General features: G+C 62.5%; 16 protein-coding genes and 1 tRNA gene. 10 read left to right on the top strand and 7 right to left on the bottom strand.

What is annotated here, in order from left to right:
• Positions 1–12 precede the first annotated feature (12 nt).
• Positions 13–804, bottom strand: a complete 792-nt coding sequence (gene ppgK, locus HMPREF2678_RS06495) for a polyphosphate--glucose phosphotransferase (RefSeq protein WP_051879474.1) — start codon at positions 802–804, stop codon at positions 13–15.
• Positions 805–887: 83 nt separating this feature from the next.
• Here ppgK and HMPREF2678_RS06490 point away from each other — a divergent pair, with 83 nt between their 5' ends.
• Together HMPREF2678_RS06490 and HMPREF2678_RS06485 are read left to right on the top strand one after the other, a co-directional pair.
• Complete coding sequence (locus tag HMPREF2678_RS06490; RefSeq protein ID WP_083303440.1) at positions 888–1886, top strand: inositol monophosphatase family protein; 999 nt, start codon at positions 888–890, stop codon at positions 1884–1886.
• A gap of 139 nt (positions 1887–2025) precedes the next feature.
• Positions 2026–2325 carry a DUF4193 domain-containing protein gene (locus HMPREF2678_RS06485; protein ID WP_034970692.1) on the top strand — a complete coding sequence of 100 codons (300 nt, stop codon included), beginning with the start codon at positions 2026–2028 and terminating at the stop codon, positions 2323–2325.
• A 58-nt stretch (positions 2326–2383) separates the two neighbouring features.
• On the opposite strand, the gene HMPREF2678_RS06480 is transcribed toward HMPREF2678_RS06485, so the two are convergent.
• Positions 2384–2869: a DUF3093 domain-containing protein gene (locus HMPREF2678_RS06480; RefSeq protein WP_034970694.1), complete on the bottom strand. Its 486-nt coding sequence runs from the start codon at positions 2867–2869 to the stop codon at positions 2384–2386.
• 106 nt (positions 2870–2975) lie between these two features.
• Here HMPREF2678_RS06480 and dut point away from each other — a divergent pair, with 106 nt between their 5' ends.
• The 5 genes from dut to dxs all read left to right on the top strand — a co-directional run bounded on the left by dut (position 2976) and on the right by dxs (position 8290).
• Positions 2976–3467, top strand: a complete 492-nt coding sequence (dut, locus tag HMPREF2678_RS06475; RefSeq protein WP_070551762.1) for a dUTP diphosphatase — start codon at positions 2976–2978, stop codon at positions 3465–3467.
• 52 nt (positions 3468–3519) lie between these two features.
• A complete protein-coding gene (locus HMPREF2678_RS06470; RefSeq protein WP_237744185.1) occupies positions 3520–4188 on the top strand; it encodes a DUF3710 domain-containing protein in 669 nt (222 codons plus the stop codon).
• Positions 4188–4925, top strand: coding sequence for a DUF3159 domain-containing protein (locus HMPREF2678_RS06465; RefSeq protein ID WP_070551447.1), 738 nt, complete (start codon positions 4188–4190; stop codon positions 4923–4925). The genes HMPREF2678_RS06470 and HMPREF2678_RS06465 overlap by 1 nt, the downstream gene beginning before the upstream one ends.
• Positions 4891–6282 (top strand): class I SAM-dependent RNA methyltransferase, encoded by a 1392-nt coding sequence (locus HMPREF2678_RS06460; protein WP_246817901.1) that lies wholly within the window; start codon positions 4891–4893, stop codon positions 6280–6282. Before HMPREF2678_RS06465 ends, HMPREF2678_RS06460 begins: the two co-directional genes overlap by 35 nt.
• Positions 6283–6391: 109 nt before the next feature.
• Positions 6392–8290, top strand: a complete 1899-nt coding sequence (dxs, locus tag HMPREF2678_RS06455; RefSeq protein ID WP_070551445.1) for a 1-deoxy-D-xylulose-5-phosphate synthase — start codon at positions 6392–6394, stop codon at positions 8288–8290.
• On the opposite strand, the gene HMPREF2678_RS06450 is transcribed toward dxs, so the two are convergent.
• Complete coding sequence (locus tag HMPREF2678_RS06450) at positions 8272–9561, bottom strand: ribonuclease D (protein WP_034982013.1); 1290 nt, start codon at positions 9559–9561, stop codon at positions 8272–8274. The genes dxs and HMPREF2678_RS06450 overlap by 19 nt on opposite strands.
• A gap of 63 nt (positions 9562–9624) precedes the next feature.
• Complete coding sequence (locus tag HMPREF2678_RS06445; RefSeq protein WP_043014811.1) at positions 9625–10257, bottom strand: DUF3000 domain-containing protein; 633 nt, start codon at positions 10255–10257, stop codon at positions 9625–9627.
• 132 nt (positions 10258–10389) lie between these two features.
• Between HMPREF2678_RS06445 and hemE the strand changes: the two genes are divergently transcribed.
• The 3 genes from hemE (at position 10390) to hemQ (ending at position 13800) form a co-directional block, all read left to right on the top strand.
• Positions 10390–11520, top strand: a complete 1131-nt coding sequence (gene hemE / locus HMPREF2678_RS06440; RefSeq protein WP_070551755.1) for a uroporphyrinogen decarboxylase — start codon at positions 10390–10392, stop codon at positions 11518–11520.
• Positions 11517–12968 carry a protoporphyrinogen oxidase gene (gene hemG, locus HMPREF2678_RS06435; RefSeq protein ID WP_051898344.1) on the top strand — a complete coding sequence of 484 codons (1452 nt, stop codon included), beginning with the start codon at positions 11517–11519 and terminating at the stop codon, positions 12966–12968. The genes hemE and hemG overlap by 4 nt, the downstream gene beginning before the upstream one ends.
• 115 nt (positions 12969–13083) lie before the next feature.
• Entirely contained in the window at positions 13084–13800 is a 717-nt protein-coding gene (gene hemQ, locus HMPREF2678_RS06430; RefSeq protein WP_034970708.1) for a hydrogen peroxide-dependent heme synthase, read from the top strand.
• Positions 13801–13840: 40 nt separating this feature from the next.
• On the opposite strand, the gene msrB is transcribed toward hemQ, so the two are convergent.
• The 3 genes from msrB to HMPREF2678_RS06415 form a co-directional block, all read right to left on the bottom strand.
• On the bottom strand, positions 13841–14266 hold the full coding sequence (gene msrB / locus HMPREF2678_RS06425) for a peptide-methionine (R)-S-oxide reductase MsrB (protein WP_034972822.1): 426 nt from the start codon (positions 14264–14266) through the stop codon (positions 13841–13843).
• The gene (locus HMPREF2678_RS06420; protein WP_070551440.1) at positions 14266–15519 is read right to left on the bottom strand and encodes a glycosyltransferase family 87 protein; all 1254 of its coding nucleotides are present in this window, start codon (positions 15517–15519) and stop codon (positions 14266–14268) included. Before HMPREF2678_RS06420 ends, msrB begins: the two co-directional genes overlap by 1 nt.
• A 100-nt stretch (positions 15520–15619) precedes the next feature.
• Positions 15620–15695, bottom strand: a tRNA-Gly gene (locus tag HMPREF2678_RS06415).
• Positions 15696–15700: the final 5 nt, after the last annotated feature.

The following is a 15700-nucleotide window of genomic DNA, read 5'->3' as shown; positions in this document are numbered from 1 at the left end:
TCCCCGGTCTTTCTATGGTTTGATTCCGTCCCGCACGGCCATGGCGGCGCCGATGATGCCTGCCTGGTTGCGAAGCTTGGCGGGAATAACTTCCTGCTCGACGGTCAGCAAAGGCACCCACTTGTCTGCCTTGCGGGAGATACCACCGCCGACGATGTAGCGCTGGGGGCTAAACAGCGCACTGTAAGCGTGCAGAACCTCGTCCACGCGCGCAGCCCACTTCTTGTAAGACAGCTCTTCGCGATCCTTGGCCGCGGAACTTGCGTACCACTCCACATCGCCGTTCTTGTCGTAGGGAAGGTGCCCCAGCTCGGAGTTGGGGAAGAGGTGGCCGTCGCACAGCATCGCAGACCCAATTCCGGTGCCGAAGGTCAGCATCAGCACCGCTCCCTCCTTGGCGCTGGCCTCTCCGTACTCAACCTCTGCCAGGCCGGCTGCGTCAGCGTCGTTCAGCACTGCGATTTCGCGTTCCCCGAGGTGGCGCTTGAACAGCTCTTGCAGGTCGGTGTCGATCCAAGACTTATCGATATTGGCTGCAGTGCGGGCGCGCTGGTTCTTCACAACGGCCGGGACTGTCACGCCTACTGGGCCGTTCCACTCTGCCATGTCCATGAGCTTGCGTACGACCTCTGCCACCGCATCCGGGGTAGAGGGCTTCGGCGTGAGGATCTTGAAGCGTTCGGTGACCAGTTCACCGGTGTTTAAGTCCACCACGGCGCCTTTGACGCCGGAGCCGCCGATATCTACACCGAAACTCAGCTGCTGCTTGTGCTGTTCACCCTGGCTGGAAATATCCTCAGTCATGCGCTTAACCCTACCTTGAACCTTCATTACTCCGCTGAGTTGTCGGAGGTGATTACGGTGGCGATTATGGCACAGTGGTGATCATGGAAAGTTCCCACATCGCCCACGATGTAGCACGCGTCCTCAACAGCACGCAGAAAGATAGCCCCGGCAAGGTGCAGCTTCACGTCTTCGATGAAGCCGTCACGGGGCGGGAGGATCGGGCGTCGATAAATAAAGAAACCCTGAGCCCAGCCCAGCTAGAGGTCGTAGCCCTCGAGGTGGCGCTGAATGCCGCTGCTCTTATTCGACGCCGCCGCGCCGAACTGGCCGACGAGCATGGTCACGTTGGCGTGCTGGGGACGAAAACCTCCGAGGTGGACCCCGTCACGGAGGTAGATCAAGCCAGTGAGAAGCTGATTCGTGAGCAGCTGGTGGAGCGAGTGCCGGGTTCCCGGGTACTTGGTGAGGAAAGCGGGCTGAGTGACGGGGACAGTGCAGGTGACGGGGCTGGCGGGGAGGTTCTGTGGATCGTAGATCCGATCGATGGAACCGTGAACTTCCTCTACGGCGTACCTGCATATGCGGTGAGTATTGCCGCGGTGGTGGATGGTCAGCCGATGGCGGGCGTGGTTGTCGATGTGAAGGCTGGTGAGGCATACGTGGCACACGCTGGAGGACCGGCACGGCGACTCAGCGGAGCTGGCAGCGCTGGTGAGGGTGGCGAAGAAGTGCTGCGTGTCGTTCCGGCGCAGACTGAAGCGAGCCTGGGCCGCGCTTTGGTAGCGACGGGGTTCTCCTACGTGGCCGAGGACCGGCGCCGCCAAGCCGAGCGGCTGACGCGACTGCTGCCGCGGGTGCGTGATATCCGTCGCATCGGTTCGGCCGCGTTGGACCTCTGCCGCGTGGCCAGCGGGGAAGTGGATGCGTATTTCGAGCACGGATTGGGGCCGTGGGACCATGCCGCCGGAGCGCTCATTGCAGCGCGGGCGGGGGCGATTGTGGCAGCGCCTGACTACGCCGTGATGAAGGAAGGAAAAGCGCTGGTTATGGCCGTTAAACCCGGCGTTGCTGTTGAGCTCGCTGAGTTGCTTGCGGACTAGGCGCGGGGGGAGGGGAAGTACCCCAATAGTCGCCCCTACCGCGCGTGAAAGTGACAAGTGCGGTACTGGTGCTCTACGATCCGCGAACAGCGAGCAAATTTAAGCAATTTTCAGCTAGTTCATCACGAAGGATCCCCACATGGCGACTGACTACGACGCACCCCGGCGACGTTCCGAAGACGACATCGAGACCGACTCTCTGGAGGGGCTGAAAGCGGCGGAAAAGGCCGAGCCAGCTATCTCTGATACCGACGACGGCGAGATCGTTGAACCCTTCGACGTTCCGATGGCGGATCTGTCCGGTGAGGAACTATCGGGTTCTGTCATCCCGCGTCAAAACGACGAGTTCACGTGCAGCGTCTGCTTCCTGGTGCAGCACCGCAGCTGCATTGCGGAGACCGTCAGTGACGGCGAGTACATCTGTAAGGACTGCGCATAGCGCTCAGTTCTGCCCTTAGCTGTAAGGACGGCGCTAATAGCCCTTACAGAAGAACCAGTTAGTAGATCGGGCTCCCCAGCTTCTCTAGAACCTCTTGAGGTTCCTTAGTGGAAATCAGCCAATAGGGCGTGGGATCGTCCGGATCGTTCAAAACCAACATTGCCATCGTTGGGATCCAGCCCTTGTGCACGACATATGCGGCAGGGTCCAGCTGGCGCCCCATGGCGGCGCGCTTAGCGGTGGGGGGAATAACCAGGCTCCGGCTGACCACTTCCGCGGGCAGTTTAGCGGGTCCGACGTGGAGCCAGCGCTCACCGGAGGAATCCTCTGTGACCTGCACTTTGGTGCGGGAGAAGTGGATTAGTGCCCAGATGGCCAGCGCTCCGGAAACAACCAGGGCGACGTAGAAAGCCCACATCGGTCGGCCCATCTGTGCCTGCCAGGAAATGATTGCCACAACGCCTGCGGCGAAGAGCCACCACACCAGGGGGACACGCTGATGCTCCGAATACAGCAGCTTCTCCTGCTGATTGTCCGATGCCACTTGAAAACTCCTGTTGATTGTTTGCTTCTAGTGCTGTGAAGCAATTCTAGCCCCACCGCGTTTGGACATCGTAACTTTGCCCGCTGACTTGTTAGTCTTGGTGATCGTGACCTCTAAGCAGAATGCAACTGATAGCACTAGCTCTTGTGGTAGCGACGCCCCGCTGCGCATCGTCCGGTTGGACAAGGAGCTGCCCTTGCCGCGTCGCGCCCACTCGACGGATGCGGGCATCGACCTTTACGCAGCGACGGATGTGACCATTGCCCCGGGGCACCGGGAGCTGGTGGGCACTGGCATTGCCATCGGGCTGCCGGTAGGGACTGTGGGGTTGGTGCACCCGCGCAGTGGGCTTGCATTGAAGAAGGGGCTTTCCATCGTGAATGCGCCGGGGACGATCGATGCAGATTACCGCGGCGAGATCAAGGTATGCCTAATCAACTTGGATCCCGAGCAGCCGATTGAGCTGGCCCGCGGTGAGCGCATCGCGCAGCTGTTGGTACAGGAAGTGAGCCTGTGCGACGTGGAGGAAGTAGACAGCGTCGACGACCTGGGGGAGACCGTCCGTGGCGCGTCCGGGTACGGGTCGACCGGCGTATAAGACACATAGAAGCTAGTCACAGAAGTAAGCCAATCCAGAGAATCGGAGTTTGATGATGTTTGGGCGCAAGAAGAAGGACAACAACCCCGCTGAAGAGATGGAGCAAGTGGTGGCCGAGCAGGGGCAGGAAGACAACGACTTCGGCCCCTTTGACGGTGACACCGTGAACTTCGAGGACTTCGACTTCTCGGACTTCTCCGCCGCTGCCCTCGACCTGGGTTCCATGGTGATTCCAGTGCCTCATGACGGTGGAGTGACTGTGGAGATGGGGCCGGAGGGGCCACAGATGATTCACTTGCAGGTTGACAGTGGTCGCCTGACACCCGTAGCTTTCGCTGCGCCGCGCAACGGCGACCTGTGGGCCGAAACCATCGACGAGACCGTGGCGGGCATGACCAAGGACGGCCTGGAAGTGCACCTGGAGGATGGCCCGTGGGGCCAGGAAATCTGTGCAGTCGCTGGTGAGGGGCAGATGCGCATCATCGGCGCCAACGGCCCGCGCTGGATGTTCCGCATGACGTTGGCTGGTGAAAAGTCCAAGGCCGAGGATCTGGCTTTGATCGCCCGAGAGATCGTCGCACGTACCTTTATCCGGCGTGGCAATGATCCGATCCCGGCTGGTCAGGCGCTGCCGGTGTTGATGCCACCGCCTCTGCAGGAGCAGATGGAGCAACAGCTGCGGCAGATGGAAGGCGAACAGAACGGCGGAGAACAGCAGTAATGGCCGAATCGACCGAATCGGCGGAATCTGGACAGAAGCAGAGCCAAACCAAGGAAGAGCCGGGCACTCTGCTAGAGCAGATGGGTGGTCTGTCCGGGCTGGTTTCGTCGACCCTGCCCGTGCTTGTCCTCGTGCCTGTGAACAGTCAATGGGGGCTAACACCTGCTTTGATTTCCGCGCTCGCAGTGGCGGTGGCGATCCTGGTGTGGCGGCTGGCGCGAAAGGAAAATCTACAGCCCGCAATATCCGGCTTCATGGCCGTCGCGCTGTGCGCGGCCATTGCTTGGTTCATGGGGGATGCAAAGGGATATTTCGCCTACGGCATCTGGTATTCGCTGGTGGCAGGCATCGCCTTCATCATTTCGATCTTTGTTCGCTGGCCCCTGGTCGGCGTGATCTGGCGCGGAATCAATGGCGACGACCAGCGTTGGCGCACTAACCGTCGGGCCGTGCAGGCATTCAACATCGCCACGATTGCCTGGGCACTGGTGTTCCTTGCACGCTTCGGCATTCAGCAGTGGCTCTATGTGGCCGACAAAACCGACGCGCTGGGTTACACCCGTATTGCCATGGGATGGCCGTTGACTCTTGTCGCGGTGGCCGTCACCGTCTGGGCCGTCAAGGCTGCGAACAAGGCGGAGGGCCGGCACTCGGAGAACGCTGATCAACCCGAGAAGGCGGAGACCGACAGCACCGTGGGAAATGACGAAGAAGTGGAAGCGGATGGGCGTCACTAAGAAGGAAGAAGCAGTGATCAACCTGGAGGGGCCAGCCAACGGCGGCACCGTGATTGGTCGGCTAGACGGGCAAGTCGTGTTTGTGCGCGGTGGGCTGCCCGGGGAGCATGATGTGACGGTTGCGCTGGATCCGGCGCGGAAATCGAACTCCAAGAAGGGCTTCCGGACCGGTGAGGCGACAGCGGTCGGCCAGCCACACCCGCACCGCGTGGAACCTCTGTGTCCAGCGGCGAAGGCGGGAGCGGGCTGCTGTGACCTGGACTTTGTGGACGCTATCGGCGCGCTGGATTTTAAGAAGCAGGTCGTACTGGACCAGCTGCGCCGGGTGGGCAAGATCGACGCCGAGACGTTGAACCAGATCGAGGTGACCACGAAGAGCCTGGAACCTTACGCGGGTTCACGTACCCGAGTGCGCCTGGCCGTTGACGCCCAAGGCACCGTCGGGCAACGCGCCCGCGGCTCCCACGACGTTGTGTCGGTGGAGCACGAATGCGCGCAGTGGAGTGACGCACTGAAGGACGGTTTGGCGCAGGACATCCAGCAACTGCAGGAGGCAGGGCGACTGACCCCGAACTCGGAAATCGCCGTGGCGGTGGGGGACGACGGCACCCGGCGCATGGTGCAGCTGCAGGGATCGGCTGGACGACCGCAGGCGGAAGCGCTTACGGGCGGACCACTTCCCACCGTCACCCGCACAGTGCATTATGGCGAGGGCTTGGATCGCGAGTTCGATGTGCAGTGGGAGAGCCAGGTACAGGACTTCTGGCAGGCTCACAGCGCTGCACCGCAGTTCTATTCCAGCTGGATCGCGCGGCACATACCGCCAGCGCCGGGTAGCAGGTTAACGGCAACGGCTGAATCTCCGACCGCGGGCAAGCAGCGCGCTTCCGTCGCGTGGGACCTCTATGGCGGCGCGGGCGTATTCAGTGCCGCGCTGTCCCGTAAAACCGACCGCGTGGTGTGCGTAGACGTTGCCGGGAGCGCCAGTGAAGCCGGGGCGCGGGCCTTGGATGCGGCGGGAATCGACAACGTTGAGTTCGTCGACGGAGATGTAGCCCGAAGCGTTTCTAGCCTCCCGCGGGGCGGAAAAGTCCACGCCGTGGTTGTGGATCCGCCGCGCACGGGTGCGGGTGCGCAAGCAATTATCGACATCGCTAAGGCACGGCCGCGCCACGTGGTGCACGTCGGATGTGACCCTGCCACTGCAGCCCGTGACCTGGGTGTATGGATTCAGCGGGGCTATGCGATCAAGGAGCTGTGCGTAGTGGATGCATTCGGCCTTAACCACCACGTAGAGCTATTGGCATATCTAGTTCCTACCCGTGGCCGTCGAGCTGGTTCACGAGCTGATTCTTAGGTAGCAGCGCGGACTCACAGCGGATTCTTTCAATTCGCTAGGGCGCCGTTAGAATAGAACGAAAATCACTCATCGGCGCGCGATAAAGGATGGAGAAGAGTAGCTTCACATGGGAATTCTCGACAAGGTGTCCTCGCCCGCTGACCTAAAGGGACTGGATGCAGACCAGCTCGAACAGCTGGCCGCGGAGATTCGCGAGTTTCTGATCCAGAAGGTCTCCGCCACCGGCGGCCACCTGGGGCCGAACCTGGGCGTAGTGGAGCTGACCATCGCGATGCACCGGGTATTCGATTCGCCGTCGGACCCGCTGATCTTTGACACCGGCCACCAGGCCTATGTGCACAAGATCCTGACCGGTCGCCGTGACCTCTTCGATACCCTACGCCAAAAGGATGGCCTGTCCGGCTATCCCGACCGCGCGGAATCCCCGCACGACTGGACTGAATCTTCCCATGCTTCCGCATCTCTGTCCTACGCGGATGGTCTGGCCAAGGCGTTTGAACTCACCGGGCAGGTGCACCGGCACGTCGTTGCCCTCGTGGGCGATGGTGCCCTGACCGGTGGTATGACCTGGGAGGCGCTCAACAACATCGCTGCAGCAAAGAAGCGCAGCCTTGTTGTTGTCGTCAACGACAACGGGCGCTCTTATTCCCCGACGATCGGCGGCCTGGCCGAGAACCTGGCCGCGCTGCGCCTACAGCCCATGTACGACCGGGTGATGGATACCGGAAAGAACGCCCTCGGACGCATGGGCTGGGTCGGCGACCGTGCCTTCCAGGTGATTCACGGCTTCAAGGAGGGCGTGAAGCACACCGTTATCCCGCACGAGATGTTCCCGGAGCTGGGGCTGAAGTACATCGGCCCGGTCGACGGCCACGACCTCAAGCAGGTGGAAAACGCCCTGCGTTATGCCAAGGACTACGGCGGCCCAGTTATCGTCCACACCGTGACGCAGAAGGGCAAGGGTTTCGACCCAGCGGAGCAGGACGAGGCCGACCAGATGCACTCGACCGGCGTGATCGACCCGATTACCGGCGAGTCGATGGCGAAGAAGACCGAGGGCGCAATCAGCTGGACCAAGGTGTTTTCCAATCGCCTGATCGATATCGCCAACGAGCGCGAGGACGTAGTTGCCATCACCGCCGCCATGGCTGGCCCTACGGGTCTGGCCGACTTCGCCAAGGTACACCCCAGCCGTACTTACGACGTCGGCATCGCCGAGCAGCATGCGGTGACCTCCGCTGCCGGCTTGGCGCTCGGTGGTCTGCACCCCGTCGTTGCTGTGTATTCGACATTCCTGAACCGCGCCTTCGACCAGCTGCTGATGGACGTCGCCTTGCTGAAGCTAGGTGTGACACTCGTCCTCGACCGCGCGGGCATCACCGGTTCCGACGGCGCCAGCCACAACGGTATGTGGGACATGTCGATCACGGGCATCGTGCCGGGCATCCACGTCGCCGCGCCGCGTGATGCGCGCACCCTCGAGCTGGCACTCGACCGTTCGGTGGCCATCGACGATGCGCCTACCGTGGTGCGTTTCCCGAAGGGCAACGCCCCCGCAGCGATTCCTGCGGTGCGAGAGGAAGCCGACTACGACGTGCTCTTCGAGCAGGGCGGCGACGGTGCCGATTCTGGCAAGAAGGTGCTCATTGTTTCCTTCGGCGCTCTGGCCGCGCAGGCCCTCGCTGCCGCCCAAGCTCTTTGTGACGCCGACTTTTCCGCCACCGTCGTCGATCCCCACTGGGTCATTCCCACGTCGGAGAACCTGCTGGAGCTGGCCAAGGACTTCGATCTGGTTGTCACGATCGAAGACAACGGCATCCACGGTGGTGCCGGCAGCACCCTGCAATACGAGCTATCCGCCGCGGGCATTGACGTGCCGGTACGGATCCTGGGCGTGCCGCAGAAGTTCCTGGCTCACGCCTCGCGCGGGGAAGTGCTGGAGGAGCTCGGCTTGGACGTCGACACGGTCGTGGACACCGTACTGGGCTACGCCCAGAAGCTGTAGTCCCCGCTATACACCCCGGCCACGGCGGGGAGGGTGGCGTTGAGGAGGACCTCTACCTGCCACGGACGCAGCCCCAGGCTTTCCCATTGAGCGCCCAGCAGATCCTCCCATTCGGCCAGTGGGTCGGCCGCCCCGTCGTAGGCATGGCTGGCCTCCGCCAGCCAGCAGGCCCAGGCGGCTTTGCGCAGGTTTCGCCTGGTGACGATGGTATCCAGCCGTATCTGTAGATTATCGGCGACGTCGTCCGCCGCAGACAGGATTGCATCTGCGTAGGCAGCGGCGCGCGGGTATTCCTGGGACCAGATCTTGTGGTCGGGAATCCCGGGGGACGAGTGCCGGGGCGCACGGTAGTGCTCTAGTTCGAGGTCGTAAGGGGCGGAGGTGAGGGCGTCCGAAAGAACCTCAGTAAACCGCCTGCGAGCCCGCGGGGCAAGGCGAACCCGCGAGCGGTGCAGACAAAATCGGAGTTGCTTCAGCGCAGCATTCGGATCGTCGACGACGTGACCGGCGATGGCGACGATGTCGCGGCTGCGCAGGATGGTTTCGGGGGATAGATCGCGGTGGCGGGCCAGTTGATCGCGCGCCTCCCACAGGTCGTGGGCGACCTTGCGTGACAGAGGCTCGCGCAGGGAGGAAAGCCCCTTTAGCGACGTCCAGTCGGGGGCGGCCAGGGCAGTGGCGGATGCGAGCACGTGGGCGCATTCCTGGCTGTACCACTCGGTGCGACCCATTTCGGCGAGCTCCCGTATGCAGAGCGTGTGGATCTCGATGAGCCATTCCACGTCCAAGGCCGCGTAGTTGAGCATTTCTGCATTCAGTGGCCGGCGCGACCAGTCGGCGTTGCCCTTGTCCTTTGGTACTTCGATGCCGAAAAAATCTTCCAGCAGGCCGGACAGCCCGATGCGTTCGGCGCCGAGGATCTGAGCCGCGATCTGTGTGTCATGCAGACGCTGCGGCTGCCACCCCAGAGCCATCAGGCAGGGCAGATCCGTGTGTGCGGCGTGCAGGATCCAGTCGGCGCTATTGACGACCTCCGACATGCGGGCGGTGGCCGTGGGCTGCGCTTCTGGGTCGATGAGGAAGGTTCCGGCACCGTGGCGCCGCAGCTGGATGAGGAAGGCGCGGTCGTTGTAGCGGTAGGCGGAAGCGCGCTCGGTATCGATGGCGATGGGGCCGGTTCCCGCGGCGAGAGCGCGGGTGGCTTCCTTGATCTGCTCCGGGGTGTCCCGCAGAGGCGGGGTACCGGCGGCGGGGACAGATACAAAGCTCACACGACAACGATACGCCACGGGCGCGTTGCTGGCCGCTGGAGCTGCACTGCGGAGGCGTGCGATTTAAGAGTCGTTGGCGGCGCTGGCGGTGCCCGCGGAACGGGCGCCGAAGGCGAGTGCGGTCACACCCTCTGGTGGCAAGCCAGCGACGTTGGCCAGAACCTCGGCAAAAGCCTGGACGTGGCCGGTCAGGTCAGAGCCGGTGGCAGTCCAGGACGCACGCAGTTCCAGCTGGAAGGCACGCGGCGGGCCACCGATGTCGCCATAACGAACAGAGGCGGTAGAAGTGACCGTTCCGCCGAGGTCGGTGTAGTCGCATTCCGGCGAATCGAGCTGTTCTTTAAGCCAATCCCAGGCAACATCCGGCAACAGGGGGTCGGAGGCAACGGCGGCGTCCATGTCCGCCTGAATGTAGGCGACCATGCGCATTTTCTTGCCCTTCCACTGCTCCTCGCCTTGCGGGTCGTGCAGCAGAATGAGGCGGCCAAAGGCGTCGCCTGCGGGGGTAGCGCTAGATTCGGCGCCGGGGGTGTCCTCGTCGGCGGGCAGCACCTCGAGGCCGATGGCGTGGCTGAGGGGTGCGAGGTTGCGGGGAGGGCGAATATCGCCGACGCTGATGCCGCGACGCACATGTGCTTCCGACATGGAGCGCACGGCTTCGTGGAAGTACTCTGGGATCTCAGTCTCTTGGCTCACAAGGCCTAAACCTAGCCTTTAAGGTTTGGTGCAGACGTGAGGCGCGCCGAGGCGATTGTGATTGCCGGGCGCTCCGCTGGCGCTGGCATAATGGAGGCCATGACGCGTGAGCCTTTTGATCGCCTAGATCCTATGTCCGACTTGCCCGCCGATGTCGCTGCTGCCGAGGCACGCCGCCGAGCCGATAAGGATGCGCCTTTCCTGGCCGCTGCGCGCGGCGAAAAGCCCAGTCGCCGACCGGTGTGGATGATGCGCCAGGCAGGCCGTTCGCTGCCTGAATACCGCGAGATTCGCAAGAACCACGGGATGTTGGAATCTTGTTTCAACCCTGAGCTGTTGGCGGAGATCACGCTGCAGCCGGTGCGGAGGCACGATGCCGATGCCGCGATCCTGTTTTCCGACATTGTGGTGCCGCTGAAGGCAGCGGGGGTGGACTTGGACATTGTGGCTGGTCGGGGTCCGGTCGTCGAGCACCCGGTTCGCACGCAGGAGGCCGTGGACGCCCTGCCGATCGTCGAACCAGGCCAGTTGGACAGCATCGTCGAGGGCATCGGCGGAGTTCTGGAGGGGCTGCGCAACGACCAGGTGCTCATCGGATTCGCAGGCGCACCCTTCACCCTGGCTTCTTACCTGGTGGAAGGTGGCCCATCGAAGAACCATGAGGTCACGAAGGCACTGATGTACACCCATCCTGATGTGTGGCATTCGTTGATGCGCCGATTGACGCCCACAATTGTCCGCTTCCTCCAGGTTCAGGCGGAGGCTGGCGTGGATGCCCTGCAGCTGTTCGACTCTTGGGCGGGCTACTTGTCCGCCCGGGATTACCGGGAATTCGTCCAGCCGTTTTCCGCCCAGATCTTCGATGCGATGCGTCCCTATGGCATTCCGATGATTCACTTCGGCGTGGGCACCGGCGAGCTACTGGGAGATATGGCTCTGGCCGGCCCGGATGTGGTGGGAGTGGATTGGCGCGTCCCGATGGACTCTGCGGCGGCGCGCATCTCTGCCGCACTGCAAGAGGCCAAACCCACCGCGGAGCCTGCCAGCCGCGCGAAGGCACTGCAAGGCAACCTGGATCCCGCGGCGCTGTTCGCTGGCCCGGACATTACCGCAGAGAACGTCGCCCGCATCTGTGCAGAGGCCGACCGAGCTATCGAGCGTGGCCAGGCTCGCGGGCACATCTTCAACCTCGGCCACGGGGTGTTGCCCAACACGGATCCGGATGCCATCACTCGCGCCTTTGAGGAGGTTCACAAGCGATGAAAGCTAACCAGTTCTCCTGCCACTTCGAGAAGCTAGATACCACCGGGCTGGAGGGGCTGCGCGTCGCCGTCATCGGCGGCGGAATTGCGGGTCTGAGCGCCGCCTGGGAGCTGCGCCGACAGTTGGGGCCGAATGCCCGCATCCTGGTGACCGAGGCCTATGACCGTCTGGGCGGGAAGCTTAAGACGGTTAACTTCGCCAACGGCCCAGTGGACATGGGAGCGGAGGCGTACCTGGGTTTTCGGCAGGACTTCACAGAGCTAATCGAGTCCGTCGGGCTGGGCGATCAGTTGTGCACCCCCTCTGGCCTGCCGAGTGGTTTCTACGTCGACGGTGCCCTGGTGGACATCCCCCGCCGCACGCTGATGGGAATCCCCGCCCGTGGTGAGGACGTGCTGGAGGTCGTCGGCAAGGATGGAGCTGCCCGCATCGACGCGGAGCGTAACGGTCAGCCCATGACGTGGACCCCCGGCCAGGACACCTCTGTAGGCCAGTTGGTGGAAGCCCGATTGGGACGCATCGTGGTCGACCGGTTGGTCTCCCCGCTGCTCGGAGGCGTGTATTCCGCCGACGGATTCGACCTGGGCGTCCGCGCCACCATCCCGCAGCTTGCCGCGGAACTTGATCGTCTGGGCGAAAACGGCCAGCCCTTCTTCCTGGTGGATGCCGTGGAAGCGATTCTTTCGAAGCGTGCGGCTGCACAGTCGGAGGCGGGGGAGAAGCCCAAGCCGGTGTTCCGCAGTCTGCGCGGAGGCTACGCCAGCCTGGTGGACGCACTAGTGCGTCACGCGAACCCCGAGGTGCTGCGCAATGCGGCGGTGGAATCCATCGGCCGCACCCGCACTGGCTACTACATCGATCCGATCGGTGAGTTCGACGCGGTTATCGTGGCCACTCCCGCCCCGACCGCATCCGCGATTCTGCAGTACATGGCACCCACGGCCGCGGACGTGTTGGGCGAGGTGGAGCTTGCCAGCAGCGTAGTCGTCGGCATGCGCATGGCTTCCGCCCATGGCATCCCGGAGCGCTCTGGGGTTCTTTTGGGAAGTGACGCCCCCACCGAGGCGAAGGCCTTTACGTTCTCTTCCCGCAAGTGGCCGCATCTGGCCGAGCGGGGAGGAGCTTTCGTGCGCGCTAGCTTCGGCAACTTCTCTAACCCCTGGCACTTGGAAGTGGACAACCGTGCTCTGCTGAGTTTCGCGGTCGACGACTTGGAGCGCATCACTGGCGAGCGAAAGACCCCGGAGGAGTACTTCGTTCAGCGCTGGTGGGGTGGCCTGCCACGCTACGGAGTGGGCTACATGGATGCGATGGCGCAGGCCTATGACGACGTGCTCGGCGTGCGTGGGCTGGCACTGGCCGGCGCCATGCTCAACGGCGTGGGCGTGCCAGCTTGTGCGGCCTCCGGTGTGGAGGCGGCCCGGGAGATCATCCGCGAAATGGCGTGACCCTCCCCACGCCTACCCCCTCCCATGTAATGGGTCGCGTAAATTGGATTCCACATGCGGGTGTGGGAAAACTCGCGACACTCAAAACCAAGAAAGGCTAAAAGGCTTAAACACCATGAGTGAACTGAACGCGCAGGAAATCAAGCGCCTCAACGCCGTCGTCCGCTTTGCGAACTACTCGGTTTTCAAGGTTGAGCCGGGTGTGCTGGGGGAGCGCTCGGAGGTGGCTGCAGACTTCCAGGCATTCATTGACTCCTACGCGGACGCGGATCTGGAAATCCGCGGCGTCTACGACCTGTCCGCGCTGCGTGCCGAAGCAGATGTGATGATCTGGTGGCACGCAGAGAAGATGGAAGACCTGCAGGCGGCTTACCGTCGCTTCCTCAAGGAGACTCAGCTGGGTCAGGCTTGCGAGCCGGTATGGTCCAACACCTGCCTGCACCGCCCGAGCGAGTTCAACAAGGCGCACCTACCGTCCTTCATCATGGGCGAGGATCCGGGCGACTGGATCTGCGTCTACCCGTTCGTCCGCAGCTACGAGTGGTACACCATGGAGCGCGCGGAGCGTTCCCGCCTGCTGCGCGAGCACGGTCAGGCTGCACTGGGCTTCGATGAGGTCCGCGCCAACACCGTTCCTGCTTTCGCGCTCGGCGACTATGAGTGGATCTTGGCCTTCGAATCCCCGACCTTGGAGCGCATTGTTGAGCTGATGTACAAGATGCGCTACACGGAGGCCCGCCACCATGTGCGCGAGGAAACCCCGTTCTTCACCGGCCGCCGTGTGAACGGCTCCCAGGAGAACCTGGCCGGCTTCGTAGAGTCGCTGGCTTAACTCAAAAGGCGCCCACTGGGCGCCTTTTTCTTTGGCTCTTTTAGCCCTCGGTGGGCTTGAGAGTCAGCGCAATGCTGTTGATGCAATAGCGCTGATCCGTGGGGGTGGGGTAGCCCTCACCCTCAAAAACATGGCCAAGGTGGCTTTCGCAGCGTGCACAAAGCACCTCGATCCGGCGCATACCCAGCGAGTTATCCACGCGGGTAATCACCGCGTCGGAATCCTTCGGATCAAAGAAACTCGGCCACCCACAGTGCGAGTGGAACTTTTCGCTGGAACGGAACAGCTCTGCGCCGCAGCCCTTGCAGGCGTACACGCCCTCGGTTTCGGTATCGGTGTACTCGCCCTTAAACGGGGCTTCGGTACCCGCCTGGCGCAGCACGGTGAACTCCTCAGGGGTCAACCGTTCGCGCCACTGCTCCTCGGAGAGCTTGCGGTAGTCGACGGAAGGGTTCAGCTCTACCATTAGTCTTTCCTCTCACTTACCGATTCGGCTGGTGCCCGGTAGAACAGGCCATTCGTGTGCAGATCGCCGAGGGGGTGGACGCTGTGGCGTCGATCCCTAAGAAACCACAACACCGAAACCACCGCGGCAGACACGATCAACAATGACCAACCGATTGTGCCGCGAGTATATTCCGCGATACGGCCATAGTTGACCCACCGGTCGGAAAACCACTCGTCGAAACTGAAAAACAGGTACACGCCCAACCACGCCACCGGGTTGTGCATGACGGAACGGGAACGCAGTACCGTGAAGATCATCGGCAACAGCAGCATCGAGTAGTACATCTGCCCCAGGCTGCTGATCAGGAACACGCCCGTCAACAAAACACCGGCCGTGGTTGCAGACCACATGACGGGGTCGCGGTCGCGGAAGCGCAACAGCATCGCGAGAGCCACGATCACGCCCAGAGCCGCTAAGATCCGCCACAGCCAGATCGTCCAATCCGGGAAACCGAAGTACACGCCAACCCCAGGAATGGAGGAATTGGCGAAGTCGCGAACGCCGCCGAGGTAAGGCAGCAGCTTGTCGAAGTAATCGTTGGCGTTGGCGGTCAGCGGGAAGGCGATGGCGTTCAGCCCAATCGGAATCGCCACTGCAACGCCAATGGTGGAAAGCTGACGGCGCATCAGTGGAATAAACAGCAGGGGGAGGAACTGGGGCTTGACCGTGATGGCCAGGCCGATCACGAGCCCCGCCAGCAGGCTCCGGTTGTTCATGAGCAGCCAGAGGAACAGCGACTCGGCCAGTAGCAGCACGCCGTTGATATTGCCGAAGCCCAGAGTGTTCGCGATCGATTCGGAGCTAAAGAGGAAGAAGACGCCGACGGGCACAACCCAGGAAGTTAGGCGGAAGCCGAACAACTTCGTCAGCACCATCACCGCGAGTACGGCGGCGATGGCGTTGCCGACCACGTAAATCGCGCGGGCGGCATCGATGTTGCCAACCAGCGACAGGGGGCTCAGTAGCAGCGTGGCGCCGGGGGAGTACAAGTAGTGGGGGTCGGTGGACGAATAGTCCTGGTCGTAGATCGCCTCGTGCGCGCGGAATTTGTACAGGGCGTTAATGACCGTCCCGAAGTCATCGGTCAGCCGTGCGTTCCAGGGGTGCAGGAACGCACGGTGGATAAAAGTCATCAGGGCTAGCGGCCAGAAGACCACGCAGAGCAACCGGGAGGTGTCTACACGGGGAGAAGTAGATTTGTCGGCATTCATCGCGGAATGATTTTAGCCCCAGAAGTTCCCCGCGCTCCGGTGCCACGCCGCTGGTAAGAAAGCAAAAAGAGGGAGGCGCGGAGCCTCCCTCAAATTCTTTTGGAGCGGATGACGAGACTCGAACTCGCGACCCTCACCTTGGCAAGGTGATGCGCTACCAACTGCGCTACATCCGCGTGCG

Source organism: Corynebacterium sp. HMSC058E07 (assembly GCF_001809885.1).
Classification (GTDB): Bacteria; Actinomycetota; Actinomycetes; order Mycobacteriales; family Mycobacteriaceae; genus Corynebacterium; species Corynebacterium macclintockiae.
This window is presented reverse-complemented; position numbering and strand designations above follow the sequence as displayed.

What these genes read in the sequence shown, in the direction of transcription:
- ppgK (WP_051879474.1), bottom strand. Translation starts at nt 804, where the DNA reads ATGACTGAGGATATTTCCAGCCAGGGTGAACAGCACAAGCAGCAGCTG.
- HMPREF2678_RS06490 (WP_083303440.1), top strand. Translation starts at nt 888, where the DNA reads ATGGAAAGTTCCCACATCGCCCACGATGTAGCACGCGTCCTCAACAGC.
- HMPREF2678_RS06485 (WP_034970692.1), top strand. Translation starts at nt 2,026, where the DNA reads ATGGCGACTGACTACGACGCACCCCGGCGACGTTCCGAAGACGACATC.
- HMPREF2678_RS06470 (WP_237744185.1), top strand. Translation starts at nt 3,520, where the DNA reads ATGATGTTTGGGCGCAAGAAGAAGGACAACAACCCCGCTGAAGAGATG.
- HMPREF2678_RS06465 (WP_070551447.1), top strand. Translation starts at nt 4,188, where the DNA reads ATGGCCGAATCGACCGAATCGGCGGAATCTGGACAGAAGCAGAGCCAA.
- HMPREF2678_RS06460 (WP_246817901.1), top strand. Translation starts at nt 4,891, where the DNA reads ATGACGAAGAAGTGGAAGCGGATGGGCGTCACTAAGAAGGAAGAAGCA.
- dxs (WP_070551445.1), top strand. Translation starts at nt 6,392, where the DNA reads ATGGGAATTCTCGACAAGGTGTCCTCGCCCGCTGACCTAAAGGGACTG.
- hemE (WP_070551755.1), top strand. Translation starts at nt 10,390, where the DNA reads ATGTCCGACTTGCCCGCCGATGTCGCTGCTGCCGAGGCACGCCGCCGA.
- hemG (WP_051898344.1), top strand. Translation starts at nt 11,517, where the DNA reads ATGAAAGCTAACCAGTTCTCCTGCCACTTCGAGAAGCTAGATACCACC.
- hemQ (WP_034970708.1), top strand. Translation starts at nt 13,084, where the DNA reads ATGAGTGAACTGAACGCGCAGGAAATCAAGCGCCTCAACGCCGTCGTC.
- msrB (WP_034972822.1), bottom strand. Translation starts at nt 14,266, where the DNA reads ATGGTAGAGCTGAACCCTTCCGTCGACTACCGCAAGCTCTCCGAGGAG.
- HMPREF2678_RS06420 (WP_070551440.1), bottom strand. Translation starts at nt 15,519, where the DNA reads ATGAATGCCGACAAATCTACTTCTCCCCGTGTAGACACCTCCCGGTTG.